The organism is Bacillus sp. FSL K6-0994 (genome assembly GCF_038630815.1).
GTDB classification, from domain to species: domain Bacteria; phylum Bacillota; class Bacilli; order Bacillales; family Bacillaceae; genus Bacillus; species Bacillus safensis.
Window position 1 is genome coordinate 3,562,079 of sequence record NZ_CP152043.1, and the last position, 20,185, is coordinate 3,582,263.

Here is a 20,185-nt window from a genome sequence, read left to right on the forward strand (position 1 = left end):
CCTTTTTTTAAAAATTATTTCCACTCTGTGATACGGTCGATCGGTAAACGGTAAGATGCATAACCTTCGTCAGCCGCTTTCCCAATGGACAGAAGCATGACTGGTACATAACGTTCTTTATCCCATCCAAATGTTTCAGCGATGACTTCTTTATCATATCCGCCAATTGGATTTGTATCATAACCGTGTGCACGTGCAGCAAGCATAAGCTGCATAGACACAAGTCCACCGTCAATTAAGATTGTTTCACGATTCACTTGTTCTGGAAGAGCTTCAAAATGTGCAGTTAATGCAGCAATTTGTCTTTCTTTCACTTCTTGCGGCATGTAGCCATTTTCTACTGCTTTTGAATAAATTTCTTCTAAGTATTCATTGTTTTTCATATCTGCAAAAACTGCAATGACAGCTGCTGATGTTGACACTTGAGTTTGGTTGAATTTTGCAAGTGGTGCAAGCTTTTCTTTTCCTTCTGGGCTGTCAATCACCATGAAGCGCCATGGTTGTGCATTTACTGATGATGGTGCAGTTGTTGCTTCTTCTAAAATCTCTGTCATTTCTTCTTTGCTGATTTTCACAGATGGATCATAGTTACGAATAGAGCGGCGCCCTTTCATAATTTCCATAAAATCGTTTGTTTTTAATGTTGTAGCCATGTGTAACACTCCTTTAGGTTGTTTGAATCTTTTCGATGTTTTGTTGTATACGGATGAGCACATCAGTCAGAAGCCTTCGTTCTTCTTCACTTACGTTTTCAAGCATTTCTGAGATAAATCGTTCTTTTTCTATTTTAGAAGCTTCGATTCTCGTTCTGCCTTCTTCTGTTAAGCGGACAAGTGTGACTCGATTATCTTCTGGTTTTCTTCTGCGTGTGACCATTCCTTTTGTTTCCAGCTGTTTTAAATGACGCGTCACAGCTGCACTATCAATATTTACTTTTTTCTGCAAATCTGATTGGCTGATTTCATCGGCTTGGAATAACAGCGATAGCAACTCAAGTCTTGATTGGCTGATGCCCGTACATGCTTCGAACTTCACGCCCATCATACGGTTCACGCACTGCAAACGATATAATACCTCTGCCTCTTCAGAGCAAAATGCAGTCAATGCCATCCCCTCTTTTCTATTCAGAAATCAATTACTTGATATATCAATCATTGACTCGTCAATTAATATACACCCATTGTTTGATGATTGCAAGAGGTTTGTTTCATAAAGTGAATTTTTTTATTTCAATAGAAAAAGACGCGCCTAAAATAACCATAAAAAAAGACAAAAGCGACGAATCGCTTTTGTCCTTTTTCTTTATTCAGTAATGACCGTGTGGATCAATGTTGGTGCATCGGCATGATCAGCAATGCGGATGTTGTCATAAATTTTCTCCATGACATTTGCAACATCTTCACGATTCGCATGCAGAGTCACAAGTGAATCTCCTTTTTCAACACGATCTCCCACTTTTTTGTTCAGCATGATGCCGACAGATAGGTCGATATCGTCCTCTTTTGTTGCGCGTCCTGCTCCAAGGATCATCGCTGCAACACCAATTTCATCCGCGACGATTTCAGCTACGACACCTGATTCTTTGGCAGGTACTTCAATTTTGTAAGGTGCTTGCGGCAGTTTTTCAGGCTGATCCACAATTGAGCTGTCTCCACCTTGGTTTTCTAAGAATTCCTTGAATTTCTCAAGTGCTTTACCGTTTTTCATGACTTCAATTAGCTTTTCTCTTGCTTCATCAAGTGTGTCTGCTTTTTTCGCAAGAACGACCATTTGACTTCCTAATGTGAGCACAAGCTCGTTTAAGTCTTCAGGGCCTTCGCCTCGGAGTGTGTCAATCGCTTCTTTCACTTCAAGGGAATTCCCAATCGCTAATCCTAGCGGCTGAGACATATCAGAGATGACCGCCATTGTTTGTCTGCCTACGTTGTTTCCGATGCGAACCATGGCTTTTGCAAGCTTTTCTGAGTCTTCTGGTGTTTTCATGAAAGCACCTGCGCCTGTTTTCACATCAAGTACAATCGCATCTGCACCAGCAGCGATTTTCTTACTCATAATGGAGCTTGCAATAAGCGGAATTGAGTTAACAGTTCCTGTCACATCACGAAGAGCATACAGCTTTTTATCAGCTGGTGTCAGGTTGCCTGATTGCCCAATGACCGCTACTTTATGACGGTTCACGAGCTCGATGAATTCGTCTTTTGTAATTTCTACGTGGAAGCCTTTCACCGCTTCAAGCTTGTCCACTGTACCGCCTGTATGCCCAAGGCCGCGCCCAGACATTTTCGCAACAGGTACATCTAGTGCTGCAACAAGAGGGGCGAGTACAAGCGTTGTTGTATCGCCTACTCCGCCTGTTGAGTGCTTGTCTACTTTAATACCGTCAATGGCAGACAAGTCAATTGTATCTCCTGAGTTCGCCATAGCGAGTGTTAAGTCTGCACGTTCTTGATCCGTCATATCTTGGAAGAAAATTGCCATAGCCAAGGCACTTGCTTGGTAGTCAGGAATTGTTCCATCCGTATAACCTTTGACAAAGAAAGAAATTTCCTCTGAAGATAATTCTTTTCCGTCACGTTTTTTCGCAATGATATCTACCATTCTCATTGTTTTCACCATTCCTTTTTTTAAATTAGAAAATTAAACCGACTACACCTGCTGTTAAGAAGCTGACAAGAGTTGCACCGAACAACAGCTTTAATCCAAATCGTGCGACGACGTTCCCCTGCTTTTCGTTTAAGCCTTTGACTGCTCCAGCAATGATACCGATAGAAGAGAAGTTCGCAAATGATACAAGGAATACAGAAATGATCGCTTCTGTACGAGCAGTGAAATGCAGACCGTCTCCAGATAGAGCGAGCATCGCAACAAATTCGTTCGATACCATTTTGGTTGCCATAATGCTTCCTGCTTGTACCGCTTCGCTCCAAGGTACACCAACAAGGAACGCAAATGGAGCAAAGACATATCCAAGTACATCTTGGAAAGAAACACCAATGACTGCTGTAAAGATACCGTTAATCATCGCAATTAATGCAACGAATCCAATCAACATTGCAGCAACAACAATCGCTACTTTGAAACCATCCATAATGTATTCGCCAAGCATTTCGAAGAAGGATTGTCTTTCTTCCTCAACGACTTCAAGCATGTCTTCGTCCTTAGACACTTCATATGGATTGATGATCGATGCGATAATAAATCCACCAAATAGGTTCAGCACAAGTGCTGTAACCACGTACTCTGGTTTAATCATTTGCATGTATGCACCAACAATCGACATCGATACCGTCGACATTGCAGATGCACATAATGTATAAAGACGCTGCTGAGGTAATAATCCAAGTTGTTTCTTAATAGAAATAAAGACTTCTGATTGACCTAAAATCGCAGACGCTACTGCGTTGTAAGATTCTAGTTTCCCCATACCGTTCACTTTACTAAGCAAATATCCGATTCCGCGTACGATAAGCGGAAGAATACGCCAATGCTGCAGGATACCGATTAACGCCGAGATAAAGACGATCGGCAGTAAAACATTGATGAAGAAAGTGGACGCATTATCATTCATTAACCCGCCAAATACGAAGTTGATTCCTTCACCGGCATAGCCTAGAAGCATTTGGAATCCTTTTGCAAAACCTCCGACTAGGAAGTTTCCAACACCTGTATTGAGCAGAATATAACCTAAAATAAATTGCAGTACAATCATGACAATTACTGGACGGAATTTCACTCGTTTTTTCCCATTACTAGCCAGCCATGCAATGGCAAGAATCACTAGCAAACCGATGATACCAATCACGTATTTCATGTTTTTCCTCCTTGAATGAATTCGTTTACATTAATGCGCTTGTATAGAACAAACCCTATTTTGCAAACAAAACGCGGAAGAAATTCCCAGAAGTGAGATCCTTCCGCATATGACTTTTTCATCATTTATGAGTCATGAATGTTATCCTACCATAGGATCGTATGAATTAATAGTCTTTCGAAGGAGCTGATTGATCCCCTTTGATAATGGAAACGCCTGCACTAGCGCCAATACGGGTAGCACCTGCTGCTGTCATTGCCTCAACGTCTTCTTTTGTTCTCACGCCGCCTGATGCTTTCACACCGATGTCAGGTCCTACTGTTTTACGCATTAATGCGATGTCCTCAGCAGTCGCACCGCCTGTACTAAATCCAGTCGATGTTTTCACAAAATCAGCGCCGGCTTTCACTGAAAGCTCACAAGCTTTGACTTTCTCTTCATCAGTAAGTAAACATGTTTCAATAATGACTTTCACTAATGCTTTGCCTTTTGCTGCGTCTACAACTGCACGAATATCTTGTTCAACCACATCATATTCGCCGTCTTTCAATGCCGCAACATTGATGACCATGTCCACTTCTGTGGCACCGTTTTCAATGGCATCCTTTGTTTCGAATGCTTTTACCGCTGTTGTGTTTGCGCCTAACGGGAAACCGATGACTGTACATACATCTACACCTGTTCCTGCTAGTTCTTTCGACGCTAGAGATACCCAAGTTGGGTTTACGCAAACAGATGCAAATTGATGAGTCTTTGCTTCTTCAAGTAACTGCATAATTGCAGCTCTAGTTGTATCTGGTTTTAGTGCTGTATGATCAATGAGCTTTGCTATCGTCATGCTTCACACTTCCTTTTAATTATGATACTTTCATCATATATGACGAGTGAACAATTGTAAACACAGTTATGAAATTTTGTTCATCTATTTTGTGACATTTAAAAGAGCCCTCGCTGTGTGCTGATCGATGATCAATACATTCGCATATTTTCCTCTTAGTGCGCCGTGTATAGAAGCCACCTTTCGATGACCGCCAGCGACAAGAATGGATCGTTCTTTTGTCCTTAAATCATCTAGCTCCACGCCAATTGTGCGATTGTTAATGGCTTCACTGCAAATGCGTCCATCTTGATCATAAAAACGCGAGCAAATGTCTCCGACACTGGATGCCTTGAGGAGCGCTTTTTCTTCTTCACGGAAATAACCTAGTCTAAACAATAGCGCCTCATCTCTTACCGTTCCAACAGTAAACACAGCGATATTCGCCTGCTTGCCCATTTCAATAATTCGCTGAATATGTCTGTCCTGCTCAACCATCTCTTTGACGGCAGCACTATCAAATACTACAGGAAGCGGCAAATAACGGGGTGCTGTTTGAAAGGCCTCAGCAAACAGCTGGATGGTTTCCGCAGAATATGTATTCACATGAGAGTGGCTGATTCCACCCTTGAGCTGGACAACCTCTACTCCTTTTACCTGTTTAGGTTGCATCTTTTGTGCAATTTGATACATAGTCGTTCCCCAGCTCACGCCAACGATATCACCGTCTTTCACCGTTTCTTGCAAGTAATCTGCACCAAATCGGCTCAAATAATCGGTGATGGTTGGATAGTCGTCCTTTGGCGAAAACACCACATGAGCTTCGAGCAGGTCATATTTTTCCTTGAGCAATGAAGAAAGCTCATTTAAATCCTCAAACGGATCCATCACCGTAATCTGGACGTACCCCTTCTCTTTCGCATATTGAAGCAGACGAGATACAGTCGGTCTCGACAGGTCGAGCTGTTTGGCAATTTCCTGCTGGCTGTAATCAGACAAATAGTAAAGCCTTGCCGCTTCAATACTCAGCTGTTGTTTCTCTCGATCCATTCATACGCCCCCTTTTTTCTTCTATCATAACAAATTGTTCACCTCAGCATGCACAAATGTTCATTTGAAGAAAATTGTATAAGCGGCATGAAAGGTCTCATTCTTTTCTAATGTTTGAATCCCAAACTTCTCTTTATACTGTCCATTCGTCCCTTCCATATCGGCGATGCCATACCACGGCTCAATACAAACAAAAGGAGCCATCGTTCCTTTTTCTTGATCATAAGGCGACCAAATGCCAACGAAAGGAAAGCCTGTGAGATCGACCTCAACTCCGTGACCTGCACCTGAAGTCAATGACACTCGATTGATATGGCTAAAAATCATCGCATCATGCTGAAAAAGCTCTGGCCGAAGCTGGATCGGCTCAAGCTCAATACCTTTTTCTTTCTCCCTGACAAGTGAATTCCGCAGTTCATATTGCACAGGGAGATGATCAGTGGAAGGTGTCAATGTGAGTGAATAATCTGCTGTTTGATCGCCTTCAACAAGAGGAATGCGAAATGCTGGGTGCCCTCCAATAGAGAAATACATCGTATCCTCTCCGTCATGATCAATTTCCCAGGAAATCGTCAGTCCATTTTCCGATAGTTCATAACGAATTCGCGCTGTAAATTCATACGGGTATTGCTTCACGTGCCTTCCTCTTGATTCATATTGAAAGGTCACCGAATGCTTCGTTTCTTCATATAAATCAAAATTGACATCACGCAAAAATCCATGCTGCGTGAGCTTAAAGGTTTGATCGTCCATCTTGTATTGGTCATTCATTAATCGCCCAACAATCGGAAACAAGACAGGCGACACCCTGCCCCAATAAGCTGGATCACCAGACCACATATAGTGACGCCCGCTTTCCTTGTCAAGCACCTCCCTGACTTCCGCTCCTTTTTCATGAATCTGAACCAATAACTGATCATTTTCGATCGTTTTCATTCAATACATCCCCTTTCCTTCTACTTTTATTATGACAGGGATTTTGGTTTTGAGTATCAAATTCGACATCTCTTAACCCATCAATTAAAAAAATTTTAAAAAAGACAGAAATTCGCCAACAAAATGTAATGCTGATTCGTCTAATCTTATATAAAATAAAAGAATCGTTGCTCTTTTGAATGAACAACAAAAAGAAGCGTTTGACATTGATGGGGGATTCATTTTCATGAACAGCAAGGAAAATCGTTTTCGTTATATTTTAGGATTAGATGGACTAAGAGCCGTTGCTGTATTGGCAGTCATTGCTTATCACTTACATATCGGACCCGCAAGCGGCGGGTTTCTTGGCGTTGATTTATTTTTTGTCATTTCTGGTTACTTGATTACAACGATCTTGTTACATAAGCAGGAATTAGGCTATCAAGAGCTTTTGCCATTTTGGATGGGACGGATCAGGAGGCTTCTTCCAGCCGCTTACATCATGATTTTTATAACCGTCAGCTGGTGCGCGATTGCTGGATCAAATGCATTATTGTCCATTCGTGGCGATGCCATATCGTCCTTTTTTTATGTCAGTAACTGGTGGTACATTTTTCACCAGCTTTCATATTTTGATAGCTTCAATGCCCTATCTCCACTGAAAAATTTGTGGTCTCTGGCAATAGAAGAGCAATTTTATATCATTTGGCCGGTACTGTTGATTGCAGGGCTGAAATGGGTAAAAAACAGATCCCATCTGCCTATGATCACCTTTGGACTTGCACTTGTCTCTGCCTTATGGATGGCGATTCTTTATTCACCAGATACCGATCCAAGCAGGGTTTATTATGGAACAGATACTCGTGCATTTGCGCTCCTGATTGGATGCAGCCTGGCATTTGTGTGGCCTATGCAAAGACTATCCAGCAAAAGATTACTTCCTGTTGGCAGACGTATTTTACATATTGCCGGTTTCGGTTCGTTTGCGATTTTCCTTTTTTGTGTTTATGCAGTGGACGATTTCGATGCCTTTCTCTATCAGGGCGGCATGCTTTTATTCTGTCTGAATGCGGCCATCTTAATTGGGTGCGTCTGCCACCCTGCAAGTCTTATAGGGAAATGGCTGTCCTTTCAGCCGCTCGTCTGGCTAGGTAAGCGGTCTTATGGTATTTATCTGTGGCATTACCCCATTATCGTACTGACCACACCGGTCATTGAAATTGGACAGCCTTCCATAGCGCGTGTCACATTGCAGCTCATCGCCATTTTACTAGTTGCTGAGGCTTCCTATCGCTTCATCGAACAGCCGATCCGCCAGCATGGCTTCAGACAATATTTTTCCTCTTGGTCTATTTGGAAAAAAGGAATCAAACAGTGGTCTACATCTAATAAGGTGTTCCTTGGGATCACCGCAGCTCTTTTGATCTTATTTATCATTGGCATGTCTAACTCGTCCACTTCCTCCCCACATGTGAAGGAAGTGACGCAAATTAAGACAGCACCGAAAAAAACAGCCGAACCATCGGAATCAAAAGCGAAGAAAAAGAAAGAAAAGCACGAGAAAAAAGCAGCTGATCAAAAACAATTTCACCAAGTTCTTGCCATTGGTGATTCTGTCATGCTAGACATTGCGCCGAATCTCGAAAAAGCATATAAACAAATCACCATCGATGGGAAAGTTGGCAGACAAATGAACGAAGCCGTCAGCATTGCCCCTCAATACAAATCATTTAATCAATCTGATGCCGCTGTTATCATTGAACTCGGCACAAATGGTTATTTTACTGAGGACACGCTGAAAGCATTCATTCAAAACTTTTCTAAGGCACATATTTTCCTAGTGAATACGAGGGTTCCAAGGTCATGGGAAAATGATGTGAATGCGGTCATTCAGCGAGTGGCTGATCAAGATCAAAATGTCACCTTGGTCGATTGGCATTCAGCCGCTACTGGACAGCCATCCTATTTTCAGTCCGATGGTGTCCACCTTTCAAAAAAAGGTTCTGACACACTGACACAGCTCATCACAGCAAGCATTAAGAAAAAAGGGGATGTGTCAACGTCATCATAAAAAGACTAGCAGAATGCTAGTCTTTTTTTCAGCGTGATAGAAAACCTTTGCAGTCCTAGGAAGGGCGAGTACCGGCGCGGAGCGAATTTGACATTCGTGAGCACCGGCACGCAGACCTGACACCGAATGCGAGGGTTTGTCTGCACGCTGAGACTAGCAGAATGCTAGTCTTCTTTTATGCCGTCAAAAGGCTGGCCCTTATCGCTAATGTCTGCTCTTCCCTTGTTTTTTGATCCACCAAAACAAAATGCCCGTTCTCATATGCTAGTGAAAATAATTCTTCAATATGAAAAATCCCTGGCTGAAACCGCCTGTTCAATAAATGCAGGGCCGCAGCACAGGCGACTTGAGCTGTTGCTTGAGACTCGTCGTGTCCTTTTATTCCAAGCGCTGCATGATGAACCTTTTTCCCATCCGTCCCTGCCGCTTCCACTTTGACCGCATATTGATCTGTTCCCACTTGAGAAGATTGAATCATTGAAATGGCTCGATCCTTCATTTTCGGTAATGTAAGGAACGACGTCAGTCCAAGGCTCCTTGTGAAGGCCAATGCACCCGTCGCTAGACGTGAATCAAAACAAAGCCTTGTCGTCACAGATGGCACATGAATTGTGGAAGGCAATGTCTGTTGATCAGAGAAGGGGAATCGATAGGCATACCGCTTTCCAAGCTGTCCACCAAAGTTGACCGGTCTGCCTCCAGTAAAGCTTTTCACTCTTTTCTGCTGATCATGTTCAGTGAGTTCATATTCAGTATGGACATGATCAATCGTCCATTCAATCGCGGCTTTTCCATGCTGATCCCCCAATCCAAGCATAATCCCAATATCTATTTGATCCACTGATGAAAGCATAGAAGCCGCTTTCGCAGCTAATAAATTTGTAAGACCGGGTGCGAGGCCTACACTGAGCAAAGCCGTTGCACTGATTTGCTGCTGATCCAGCTGTGCCATTTGCTCCATATACGCCCCCTTTGCAGAAATATCGATATAATCAATGCCTGCCCGCAGAACGGTTTCAGCAAATGACGTGTCTTCTTGATCGAGACACATGATCACCAGCTTTGTTTCATTCATCCAGTCAGAATCTAATGGCTTTCTAACATCTAGTTTGTAAGGACGGACTCTGCCTTTGGTCTGCTGTGAAAATTGTTCAGCCTTCTCATAGCTTCTCCCCGCCGCAACAATTTGCCCTGTATACACTTCACTTAACTGAAGACATATTTGCTGTCCGACATGTCCATAGCCGCCAATTACCATTACCTGTGATCTCATCTCTCATACGCCTTTCTACGACCTCGCTTGCAAACAAGCCCTTTGATCATTCCTGCCTGAAAATAAGGTCTGATGTCTCGAAACCCCGCCTCAATTAAATGTCCCCTCATTTCCTCCTCAGGCACAGGATATGTTGCACGTCCCAATCTGTCATGAAAGGACGAAAACACTTCTTTTCCTAGACCTTGCCGCTTCATGAAAAGAGACAGCATATGAAGCTCTTGCTGAAATGCGCTGGAATTCATCTCTCCTTGTATAAATGCGAGTACAAACGGGGCCCCTGGTTGAAGCCTTTGTGCAATCTCCTGTAAAAATGGCAGCCGATTTTCTACAAAATGAATCACGAGCAGGCTCACTGCGGCATCGTAAACAGCTTCAGCAGACACCTTGTTTAATGCGGTCTCATACCATGTGACACGCGCCTCCATATGGAGCTTTGAAACCCGCTGTTTCGCCATATCCAGCATAGATGCAGACGGATCGACTCCTGTGATGAGCCAGTCTCCTTTTCTCTGAAGCATGTTGATGATCTCTTCGCCCCCACCCGCTCCGACAGTTAGAATACGAGAGGCCGCTCCCTTTATTTCAGTTTCTAATACATCTACTGTTAACTCATGCAAAAGGTGATAGCCGGGTACTTTATGTGAAATCGTTGCTGCGTATGATTCAGCAACAGGGTCGTGCCAATGCTGGTTTCCTTTCATATGATTCTCCTCCAGTTCCTTTCCGCTTTCCATCGTTTCCTGTACACTAACGATATGACACCTTTATTGTAAAAAGAGGCACCAGAAAAAACGATCCCTAAAAGTGGGGGTTTTTGAGGAGGAGATCCTGTGGTCAATCCAGCCACTCATTTTCAGCAGCTAAGGCAGCACATTCGGGACGAGCTTGCTGCTGTCATTGATTTTGATGCCGCCTGTATCACAACCATCGATCCAGCCACTCTCCTCTCGACAGGTTCCTACACTGATGAACCGATTGAAGAAATTCATGACCAGCTCTTTCAAAATGAATTTTTAAAAAAGGACGTGCATCAGCATGAGTTTCTAGCCAAAGGCCCTATTCATGCTGCGAGTCTCGTCCAAAGCGGAGAATATCTGAGCAGCGAGCGCTATCTGCATATTTTAATACCAAACGGTTGGTCTGATGAATTGCGGGCAGCCCTTGTGATCCAAGGAGAATGCTGGGGTATCGCCAGTCTTTATCGTCAACAGGGCAAGGAACCTTTTCGGAAGCGAGATATACAAGCAGTCATCGATCTAACACCGTCACTTGCAGCCAAGCTGAGAGATGAGATTTTCAATAAATGGGCCACTGAAGATGATGATGCGGCGGAGCAGCAAGGATTTCTCATTCTTACAACTCATTACAAGCTTCTTTATGGAAATGAGACAGGGCTCCATTGGCTTCATACATTTCAAGTCTTTGAGCAAATCCATGACCAAGCCGTCATGCCCCGGCCGTTCAGAGCATTAGGCGCTAAACTTTTATACGGCGGCACCGATCAAACAGCAGCAAGCATCACAAGAATGCCTACGGGGGTCTTTCTTTCCCTTCAAGCCTTTCGATTGGCGCAGGCTGACAGGCAGGAGAAGGCTGTCATGATTCACATCAAACGAGCCCAAACAAATGATATTCTTCCTTATGCAGCGAAAACGTACAGGCTGACAGAAAGAGAGATGAACGTCCTCGACTGCTTATTAAAGGGCCAGTCGACAAAGGAAATTGCGAGTACGTTATATATTTCACCCCATACCGTTCATGATCATGTGAAAGCGATGCTGCAAAAGACGAATTTAAGCAGCAGACGTATGCTTGTTTACTTTTTCTCCAATATATAAAAAAGCGGCTACCGCACTGGCAGACCGCTCTTTTCTTATTTTCCTAAAACCAGCTCATGCAGGACATGTGCTACTCCGGCTTCATTATTAGATTTTGTTACAACATCTGCTACGGCTTTGACATCATCAATGGCATTTCCCATAGCGACGCCGCAGCCCGCAAACTCTAGCATTGAGACGTCGTTCCCGTTATCACCAATAGCCATGACTTCTTCACGAGGAATTCCCAGCTCCTTCGCTAGAAGCTTCACGGCATTTCCCTTACTCACATCAGGATGCAGGATTTCAAGGAAGAAATCTGTACTTTTCACCATCATATACTTTTCCTTCACTTCAGATGGGATGGCTTGTATCGTTTTTTCCAAACGTTCTGGCTGATCAATATACATCATCTTCGGAAGCCTCATAGATGAATCTGCCTCTTCGACAGGTAAATACTTAAGCGGCAGTTTTGTTAAATAGGATTCAAGAACTGTGTATTCACTAATATCGCGATTCGGTGTGTATAAATTGGCTGAATCGAAATAATGCATCGGTGTATCCAGCTGACGGCTCAATTCATATAAAGAAGCTAAGTCATCATAGGATAATGTCAGCTCTGACACCACTTCATTTGTATGGCTGTTTTGAACAAGTGCTCCATTATACGCGATCACATAATCTCCCTCTTGATTAAGCTGAAGATCAGCTAAATAGCGATTTACCCCGCCAATCGGCCGGCCTGTACATAAGACAATTTTAATTCCTTCTGCCTTAGCCTGTTGAATGGCTTCAAACACTTCATCCGGCACCATATGTTGATCATTTAATAACGTACCATCCATATCAATTGCGACTAATTTATACATTCACTGGTCCCCTTTTCTCAGCAAAAACGTGCTGTCACTATTTTGAGCCACCATTACGATGATGACAGGTTATTTCATTACTATTTACCTATTTTAGCCTATCGTTTTTTCTTCACGCTGTCTACTTGTTCATATCTGTAACAAATATCACATGAGTCTACTCTATTATAACGCATTCTATTCATCGCGCTGATCCCCCATTTGAAACTAGTAAAACAGAACAATTGTCCACCACTATAGAATGTTTTGAAACGAGTAAATCTAATTGTATGATGGATAGCAAAGAAAGGAGGTGCAGGGAATGATTACGTTTACGAGAGGTAAATTGTCAAAAATGTCTGGTGTACATATTGAAACCATTCGTTTTTACGAAAATGAGGGAGTGCTCCCAGAGCCAAAGAGAGCACATAACGGCTATCGTCTATATGATAAAAAATATGTACTCATGCTGTCATTTATCACGGAAGCGAGAAAGCTAGATTTCTCGCTTAAAGAAATTCGTGAAATTATCAAATCACTTTTCGAAAGAAAGTCAAAAACAGAAGCTGAACAGCTGCTCGAGCAAAAAGTTGAAGATATCCAGCACTCTATTCAAGAGTTAAAAAAAAGGAAGGCAGCTATTCAATTGTTAACAAAGCAAACATTAGCAAATATCAGCTGATTGTAAGGGCTGCCAAAGGTGTGCCGGTGTTGATCACTGGCACACCTTCGCTCAGGTATCTCAGTACACGTTCAATGAAAACATCGGTTATACTAGAGTCAGCTTAAACGAGTGGAAGGGGTTTTGAGAATGAACATCGCAGCCATCGGAACAGGTATCATTGTGGAAGGCTTCCTGCAAGCGGTTGAACAGCTCGACGGTGCTTCTTGTCACGCTGTCTATTCAAGAAAGGAAGCAACGGCAAAGAAGCTCGCAGACAAATTTGGGGTGCAGACAACTTATACGGATCTAACTGCTATGCTAGAAGATCCCCACGTAGAAGCCGTTTACATCGCATCACCGAATCGTTTACATAGCGAGCATGCAACGAAAGCATTGAAACACGGAAAACATGTGATATGCGAAAAGCCTTTCACCTCTAATGTGAAAGAGCTGGAAGCCTTAATCGCTCTCGCAAAGGAAAAGCAGCTTCTCCTATTTGAAGCCATTACGACCGTTCATATGCCAAACTATCATTTGATCAAAAAGCACCTTCATCAATTAGGTAAAATCAAACTGGTTCAATGCAACTATAGTCAATATTCAAGCAAATATAATCAGCTGCTAGCCGGCGAAACGCCAAATGTCTTTAACCCTGAGTTCTCTGGAGGAGCGCTGATGGATATTAACATCTATAATGTCCATTTCATCATGAACCTCTTTGGATCACCAGAGCAAGTCCGATATCAGGCAAACCGCCATCCAAACGGTATTGACACATCTGGTGTTTTGACGTTCACTTACAATGATTTTATTGCGACAAGTGTCGGCAGTAAGGATACAAGCAGCATGAACTTTGCATTGATTCAAGGAGAAAAAGGCTTCATTCATGTGAAAAATGGGGCGAATGGGTGCGAAGAAGTGCTGCTGCATGTTGATGACAGGGTCATCTCACTCAATGCACAAACGAATCCAAACCGTCTGTATTATGAGGCAGAAGCTTTCCAGCAGATCATTGAAACAAAAAATCATGAACAGTGCTATGCATGGCTTGATGAAAGTCTCTCCGTGATGAAAGTTCTTGATGCCGCAAGAAAAGATGCAAGTATTGTTTTCCCAGCAGATCAAATTTAATGAAAAAAACCGCCTTCTATGAGAGGGCGGTTTTTCACGATTAAATACTCTTTGAATACGCCACAAGACGCTGAGACATGTGATTCACTTCATCGACTGCAGCATTCACTTGCTCTGTTAAAGCAGCCTGTGTTTGCGTAAGAGCTGTCATATTCGAGATATTTTCAAGAATTTCATCAATTTGTGTTTTCATTTCCGTTAAACTAGATTCGATATTTTCCGTTGCATTGGCACTATGCAGCGCCAGCTTCCGTACTTCATCTGCAACAACAGAGAATCCGCGGCCCTGTTCACCAGCTCTAGCTGCTTCGATTGCAGCATTCAGACCAAGCAGGTTCGTTTGGTTCGCCACTTCTTTGATTAAGTCAGAAATGTTTTTCGTCTCATCTGCACTATTTTTTGCTAGATTTGCGGCAGACGTTGACTGCTCTTGAGCAACAGCAAGCTCCTGTGCTTGATTTGTCACAGAGCTAATGCCCGATACCATCTCGCTAATAGAACTTGAAAGCTGTTCTACTTGTGAAGCCATTTCATTCGCTGTTTTCTCTTTGTTTTTCTCTAACGTGATGTCACGAATGGTTCCTGCTACACGAAGAGGAACACCTTTTTCATCACGAATGGTTTCACCACCCGCATGATACCAGCGGTACTCCCCATTTTTGCGCTGCAATCTGTAATCAACATCAAACGGTGTGCGTCCAGAGTGGTCATTTAAATGATCTGCAAAGGCTTGAAGAGCCATTTCTTGATCTTCAGGATGCAGACGGTCGCTCCAGCTGCTTAACACGTTCGGGAAATCTTTTTCGTCTGTAAAGCCAAGCGTTTTTCTGAACTGCGGAGACCACCAGAATTCGTTATTTGGATTGACTGGATCACCGGCCTCTACCACCATGTCCCAAGGAGCTTCGACAAGCGCACGGTTGATTAAGTCATATCTTGTGACGAATGCTTGCAGCTCTTCTTCTTTCAATTTCTGATCATGGATATCAAAAAGAGCTCCCGCCACACGAAGAGGGACACCATTTCGATCACGAACGGTCGTTCCAGTTGCTTTGAACCAGCGATAATCTCCGTTTTTTAACTTTAAGCGATATTCGATATCATATGGCGTACGCCCTGAATGATCCAATAAATGCGAAGAAAATGCATCTAATGTATATTCTTGTTCATCCGGATGTATTCGAGATGCCCAGCTGTCTAATAGATTTGGAAAATCGTGCTCATTTTGAAAGCCGAGCATTCTGCGGAATTCATCCGTCCATGTGAATTCATTTTTTGGATTGACCGGGTCTCCAGCGATGACGACCATATCCCATAAGCCAACTTGAATGGCTTTTGTCACTAATTCCACCCGCATTTGAATATTTTCATGTGCTTCCTGCATCTTTTGCAGCGCTTCATTCATTTGTGCCACTGCTTCTATTGTTTGGCTAGAAGAAAATGCAGCAGTATCTAATCTTGCTGAAAGGTCTCCCTTTTCGATTCGTTCTATTAATTGGCTGCTTTCACTCAGAAGGATTCCAGCCGATGAATCATTTGCTTTTTTCATAAACATCTTTCATAACTCCTTTCAACTCTTACATTTTTGAAATATTTTACAGTTATAAACAATTCTTTATTAGGACTTTAGTAATACAAAAGATATATCGACAAAAACTGAAAATTGTTTATGTCATAAATAAGGCAAATGTTCATTTATTTGAAGTTTCATTTTTAGAATATGGATGAAATAAGGGAATTATGGATATAAGTATATGTTTTGATAGAATCAACCACTATTTTTGTCTGAAAAATCTCTTTTTTTATATTGACACTGACGTCTTGAAAAAAGAAAATGGAACATAAGCATTTTTAAAAAAGGAGAACGTCATGAGCGCGAATCAGGAGCAACAAGAATTAAAAAAGCTTTTATCACCGCGTCACATTCGCATGATTGCGATGGGCGGGGTCATTGGTACAGGAATCTTTAAAGGAAGTGCCGATACAATTGGTTTAGCAGGCCCTGGGGTCATTTTTTCCTATGTATTTGCTGGATTGCTGCTCCTCATTGTGATGGCAGCATTAGCCGAAATGGCCATTGTGTATCCGGGAAATAATCTTCGCGACCTTATACAAATTGCGCTTGGTCAACGTTTTTCATTTGTCGTCGGCTGGGTTTACTGTTTTATGTGGCTCACTGTATGTGTCATTGAGATTATTGCAGCTGGCAGTCTGCTTCAATACTGGCTGCCGAACGTGCCGCTATGGTCACTATGTTTACTTTGTTCACTCTTAGTCATCGGAATTAACTTAAATAATGTAAAATACTTTGGTGAAATTGAGTTTTGGTTCGCTGGAATGAAGATTTTCGTTATTATTGTCTTTATTATTCTTGGTGCAGCATTATTATTTGGGATCATTCCAAACGAACAAAGCACACCAGCCTTTACCAACTATCAAAACTTCGTCCCGAACGGATGGGGTGCGATCTTTGCATCACTTTTAGTGGTTATTTTCTCTTATGGAGGCTCTGAATTGATCGGGCTGACCATTACTGAAACAAAGGATGCGGAGAAGGTCCTGCCTGGAGTAGTCAAAAGTATGATGTGGCGGATTATCTTATTTTACACATTGCCGATTTTGATCATCTGCGGCCTTATTCCTTGGAATCAAATTGACCCAAATAACAGTCCTTTTGTCCAAGTCTTTTCTGCTGCTGGTATGCAAGGCGCCTCTCACTTCATTAATTTCGTCTTGATAACAGCCGTTCTATCTGCGGCTAATTCCGGAATTTATGGAACGACGAGAATGATTCATTCTCTGGCTAAATCAGACGGCGGTCCGAAAAAACTGGCACGGGTCAACAAAAGAGGCGTACCCATTTTAAGTTTATGGGTTACCGTTCTATTTCTTCTTATCGGAACATTTTTTGCTTACTTATATCCGGACCAAATTTTCAGCTATATGCTGGCTATTCCTGGTTTTGCTGTTTCACTCATTTGGATCAGCATTTGTCTGGCACATCTGAAACTGCGTCCAAAATATCCACAGGAGCCGTATTTCAAGGTGTGGCTGTTTCCATATTTAACTTTATTTGCAGGTCTTGTACTCAGTTTGAGCTTTGTTTTGTTCCTATTCAGACAAGAAAACCTGCCTAGCTCCATTATCAGCATTGGTTTCTTAGTCGCTGCCATCATCGCTTCATTCTTAATGAAAAAGAAGGCTTAAACGCCAAAACCCGCCGAATTGGCGGGTTTTTTTATGAGCTGCTATCTTCTGTTACCTCAAAATCAACCGACGCTTTTGGAATGCCGTTGATGATAATCGTTAAAGTATGGGTTCCCTCATAATGTTTTCTCGTCGTCATATTTTGAAAGGATTGAGACCTGATAAATTCTCTATGTAACGCTGAACTTGTTTCAAACTCTGTGATTTTAAATACCTTTTGATTGCGGGTACCCCGAGCTTTGACATAGTCTATGGCATACTCTACACGCAGCTTTAGTGGCTTAGCGGCCTGAAGTGTAAATTGAAAGGTCATTTTCTCTCCAATACGAATAGGGTCCTGCACTACCTTCAAATCTGTTACTTGAACAGATGGATTATCCCCATAGCCAAACAAAGCCATGATATCTGGATCGCCTTTTTTTAGTAAGGTACGAGATGCATGTTTGATGATCCAGTTCGTATGTTCATTCGTTCCATACCAGCTTTTAGCCGTTTTCTTCATCAAATCAGGCTGAATTGCAGAAATATCATTTAGGTGGTTCGCTACACTTTTTTGCACATAGCGCGCTGGGTCCGACTTCAAGTTTTCTAGAATAGGCAGCGTAACCGAAGGATTCTTTTTAAGCGCAGGAACAGTTAATCCCCATGGCAAACGTGGTCTGCATCCTTCACTAGCCAGCCGCCGAATATGCTCATTTTGATTCTGTGACCATACAAGCATTTGCGCCAGCATTTTGTCTTGATCCTGAATCAGAAAAGGCCGAACGGCAAATTCAGAAGTGGAAAAAGGCGTAAAGAATTCGAGCGCCTTGATCGAGATATCCCAATGTGCTAGGCCATATGTTTCGACGTAGTCTGGAAATACAAGCGCACTAAGTCCTGAAAAATGCGGGGCTGTCTGACGCAGCACTTCAATGGCCTGCTCATAATCCTTAGGCAGACAGGCATGCATCGATTCAGTGACTCTTCTCATTCTGCCTTTTAACTCAAGCTGCTGCCAATCCTTTTGAAACACAAGCCGCTGGAATTCTTCAGCATCAAACCCAGTCGACGCTTGTGCAAGTTTCTCCGCTAATTCTTCAATAAATAATTCATGATAAACGTGTTTTAATGGTTCGATCGTGTCCGCCTCCCGCTTCTCAATATCTTTATTTTACCCCAATCTGACAAAGGTGGTATTGCCAAAAGCAAAAACAGCCCAATTCCGAAGAATAAGGCTGTTGCGTTTCACTATATAAACATATTAATGATCATAATAAATGCAATAGCACTAACAGAAATGATCGTCTCCATAGCCGTCCATGTCAAAAACGTTTCTTTAATGGTCATACCAAAATACTCTTTGATCAGCCAAAAACCAGAGTCATTGACGTGAGACAAAATCAACGAACCCGCCCCTGTTGCTAACACTAGAAGCTCTCTGCTCACATCCGGCATAGTTGCAGCAATCGGTGCGACAATACCTGCTGCCGTCATCATGGAGACCGTAGCAGAACCTGTTGCCACACGAATAACCGCAGCAATCAGCCAGCTAAGCAAAATTGGCGAGATTGGCGAATGCTTGGCTAAATCCGCAATATATTCACCAACACCCGAATCGATGAGCACATTATTGAAAGCCCCGCCTGCTCCAATGACAAGCAGAATGGAAGCAATCGGTCCTAAACACTCATTACTAAAGGAAAGCACTCGGTCACGGCTCATTCCTTGCACAAAGCCAAGACTGAAGAAAGAATACACCGTTGCAATCAGCAGTGCTGTAATTGGATCTCCAATGTACTTAAATACCTGATACCAAATATTGTCCTCTGGTAAAATAATATCCGCCAGTGTGGCAAGAAGCATTAAAATCACTGGCACCAAAATCGTAAACATCGTATTTGCAAAGCCGGGAAGTTTTCGATCTTCATTGCGTTCAGTAAATTGCTTTCTCAGCAGCTCTGGAACTGGTTTATGAATCCGCTTTCCAATCCACTTTCCATACAGCGGCCCAGCAATAATAGCTGTCGGCAAACCGACAATAATGGAAAAGAAGATGGTTTTCCCCACGTTGGCATGATAGATGCCGACAGCTGCCATGGCAGCTGGATGAGGCGGCACAAGACCATGAACGACAGACAATCCAGCAATGAGCGAAATCCCAATTGTCACGAGCGAGATGCCCGTTTCAATCGCAATCGTAAACAATAAAGGAATGAGAAGAACGAATCCGACCTGGAAAAAGACAGGTATTCCCACAATAAAGGCAACAAACATCATCGCCCAATGCACATTTTTCGTCCCAAACCGGCCGATTAATGTGTGAGCAATCCGCTCAGCTCCACCTGATTCAGCCATCATTTTCCCAAGCATGGTTCCAAGCGCTAGAACTATGGCCAGCAATGATAACGTATTGCCTAACCCCGTTTTGATGGATTGAATGATTTCCTGCAGGTCCATCCCTGTGGCAAAGCCGACTAACATAGAGGTAATAATTAAACTCACAAACGGATTCAACTTAGCAACTGTTATGAGGATGAGTAAAAGGACAATTGCGGCAATCACGATGAATAAAAGCATGCTCTCCCACCTTTTCCCT

The 20,185-nt window shown here is 42.7% G+C and carries 17 protein-coding genes and 1 pseudogene; 5 read left to right on the plus strand and 13 right to left on the minus strand.

Features of this window, described 5'->3' with window-relative positions:
* Window positions 1-14: 14 nt before the first annotated feature.
* The 7 genes and pseudogenes from MHB69_RS18585 to MHB69_RS18615 all read right to left on the minus strand — a co-directional run bounded on the left by MHB69_RS18585 (window position 15) and on the right by MHB69_RS18615 (window position 6,614).
* Window positions 15-653 (minus strand): nitroreductase family protein, encoded by a 639-nt coding sequence (locus tag MHB69_RS18585; RefSeq protein ID WP_041118286.1) that lies wholly within the window; start codon window positions 651-653, stop codon window positions 15-17.
* A 13-nt stretch (window positions 654-666) separates the two neighbouring features.
* A pseudogene (locus MHB69_RS18590) lies at window positions 667-1,151 on the minus strand (MarR family transcriptional regulator).
* 151 nt (window positions 1,152-1,302) lie between these two features.
* Entirely contained in the window at window positions 1,303-2,604 is a 1,302-nt protein-coding gene (locus MHB69_RS18595) for a pyrimidine-nucleoside phosphorylase (protein WP_041087525.1), read from the minus strand.
* A 25-nt stretch (window positions 2,605-2,629) separates the two neighbouring features.
* Window positions 2,630-3,811, minus strand: a complete 1,182-nt coding sequence (locus MHB69_RS18600; RefSeq protein ID WP_041118288.1) for a NupC/NupG family nucleoside CNT transporter — start codon at window positions 3,809-3,811, stop codon at window positions 2,630-2,632.
* Between the two features lie 166 nt (window positions 3,812-3,977).
* Window positions 3,978-4,649 carry a deoxyribose-phosphate aldolase gene (gene deoC / locus MHB69_RS18605; protein ID WP_024423938.1) on the minus strand — a complete coding sequence of 224 codons (672 nt, stop codon included), beginning with the start codon at window positions 4,647-4,649 and terminating at the stop codon, window positions 3,978-3,980.
* Between the two features lie 84 nt (window positions 4,650-4,733).
* On the minus strand, window positions 4,734-5,678 hold the full coding sequence (locus MHB69_RS18610) for a sugar-binding transcriptional regulator (protein ID WP_034281387.1): 945 nt from the start codon (window positions 5,676-5,678) through the stop codon (window positions 4,734-4,736).
* A gap of 60 nt (window positions 5,679-5,738) precedes the next feature.
* Window positions 5,739-6,614, minus strand: a complete 876-nt coding sequence (locus tag MHB69_RS18615; RefSeq protein WP_120207980.1) for an aldose 1-epimerase family protein — start codon at window positions 6,612-6,614, stop codon at window positions 5,739-5,741.
* 226 nt (window positions 6,615-6,840) lie between these two features.
* On the opposite strand from MHB69_RS18615, the gene MHB69_RS18620 reads away from it, so the two are divergent.
* A complete protein-coding gene (locus MHB69_RS18620; protein WP_046313457.1) occupies window positions 6,841-8,664 on the plus strand; it encodes an acyltransferase family protein in 1,824 nt (607 codons plus the stop codon).
* Window positions 8,665-8,839: 175 nt separating this feature from the next.
* Here MHB69_RS18620 and MHB69_RS18625 read toward each other — a convergent pair whose 3' ends face one another.
* Together MHB69_RS18625 and MHB69_RS18630 are read right to left on the minus strand one after the other, a co-directional pair.
* On the minus strand, window positions 8,840-9,937 hold the full coding sequence (locus MHB69_RS18625) for a saccharopine dehydrogenase NADP-binding domain-containing protein (protein ID WP_120207982.1): 1,098 nt from the start codon (window positions 9,935-9,937) through the stop codon (window positions 8,840-8,842).
* Window positions 9,934-10,641 (minus strand): class I SAM-dependent methyltransferase, encoded by a 708-nt coding sequence (locus MHB69_RS18630; protein ID WP_081125137.1) that lies wholly within the window; start codon window positions 10,639-10,641, stop codon window positions 9,934-9,936. The genes MHB69_RS18625 and MHB69_RS18630 overlap by 4 nt, the downstream gene beginning before the upstream one ends.
* A 129-nt stretch (window positions 10,642-10,770) precedes the next feature.
* Between MHB69_RS18630 and MHB69_RS18635 the strand changes: the two genes are divergently transcribed.
* Complete coding sequence (locus tag MHB69_RS18635) at window positions 10,771-11,778, plus strand: helix-turn-helix transcriptional regulator (protein WP_342495841.1); 1,008 nt, start codon at window positions 10,771-10,773, stop codon at window positions 11,776-11,778.
* Window positions 11,779-11,813: 35 nt separating this feature from the next.
* On the opposite strand, the gene yidA is transcribed toward MHB69_RS18635, so the two are convergent.
* Window positions 11,814-12,626: a sugar-phosphatase gene (gene yidA, locus MHB69_RS18640; RefSeq protein ID WP_041118302.1), complete on the minus strand. Its 813-nt coding sequence runs from the start codon at window positions 12,624-12,626 to the stop codon at window positions 11,814-11,816.
* A gap of 301 nt (window positions 12,627-12,927) precedes the next feature.
* On the opposite strand from yidA, the gene MHB69_RS18645 reads away from it, so the two are divergent.
* Both MHB69_RS18645 and MHB69_RS18650 read left to right on the plus strand, forming a co-directional pair.
* Window positions 12,928-13,287: a MerR family transcriptional regulator gene (locus MHB69_RS18645; RefSeq protein ID WP_061110289.1), complete on the plus strand. Its 360-nt coding sequence runs from the start codon at window positions 12,928-12,930 to the stop codon at window positions 13,285-13,287.
* Window positions 13,288-13,416: 129 nt separating this feature from the next.
* Window positions 13,417-14,400, plus strand: coding sequence for a Gfo/Idh/MocA family oxidoreductase (locus MHB69_RS18650; protein ID WP_061110290.1), 984 nt, complete (start codon window positions 13,417-13,419; stop codon window positions 14,398-14,400).
* 40 nt (window positions 14,401-14,440) lie between these two features.
* On the opposite strand, the gene MHB69_RS18655 is transcribed toward MHB69_RS18650, so the two are convergent.
* Window positions 14,441-15,955: a PAS domain-containing protein gene (locus MHB69_RS18655; RefSeq protein WP_342495842.1), complete on the minus strand. Its 1,515-nt coding sequence runs from the start codon at window positions 15,953-15,955 to the stop codon at window positions 14,441-14,443.
* Window positions 15,956-16,269: 314 nt separating this feature from the next.
* On the opposite strand from MHB69_RS18655, the gene MHB69_RS18660 reads away from it, so the two are divergent.
* A complete protein-coding gene (locus MHB69_RS18660) occupies window positions 16,270-17,607 on the plus strand; it encodes an amino acid permease (protein WP_041118308.1) in 1,338 nt (445 codons plus the stop codon).
* Between the two features lie 31 nt (window positions 17,608-17,638).
* Here MHB69_RS18660 and MHB69_RS18665 read toward each other — a convergent pair whose 3' ends face one another.
* Both MHB69_RS18665 and MHB69_RS18670 read right to left on the minus strand, forming a co-directional pair.
* Window positions 17,639-18,622, minus strand: coding sequence for a hypothetical protein (locus MHB69_RS18665; RefSeq protein ID WP_342495843.1), 984 nt, complete (start codon window positions 18,620-18,622; stop codon window positions 17,639-17,641).
* Between the two features lie 215 nt (window positions 18,623-18,837).
* Window positions 18,838-20,166: a GntP family permease gene (locus MHB69_RS18670; protein ID WP_034281397.1), complete on the minus strand. Its 1,329-nt coding sequence runs from the start codon at window positions 20,164-20,166 to the stop codon at window positions 18,838-18,840.
* Between the last annotated feature and the right edge of the window lie 19 nt (window positions 20,167-20,185).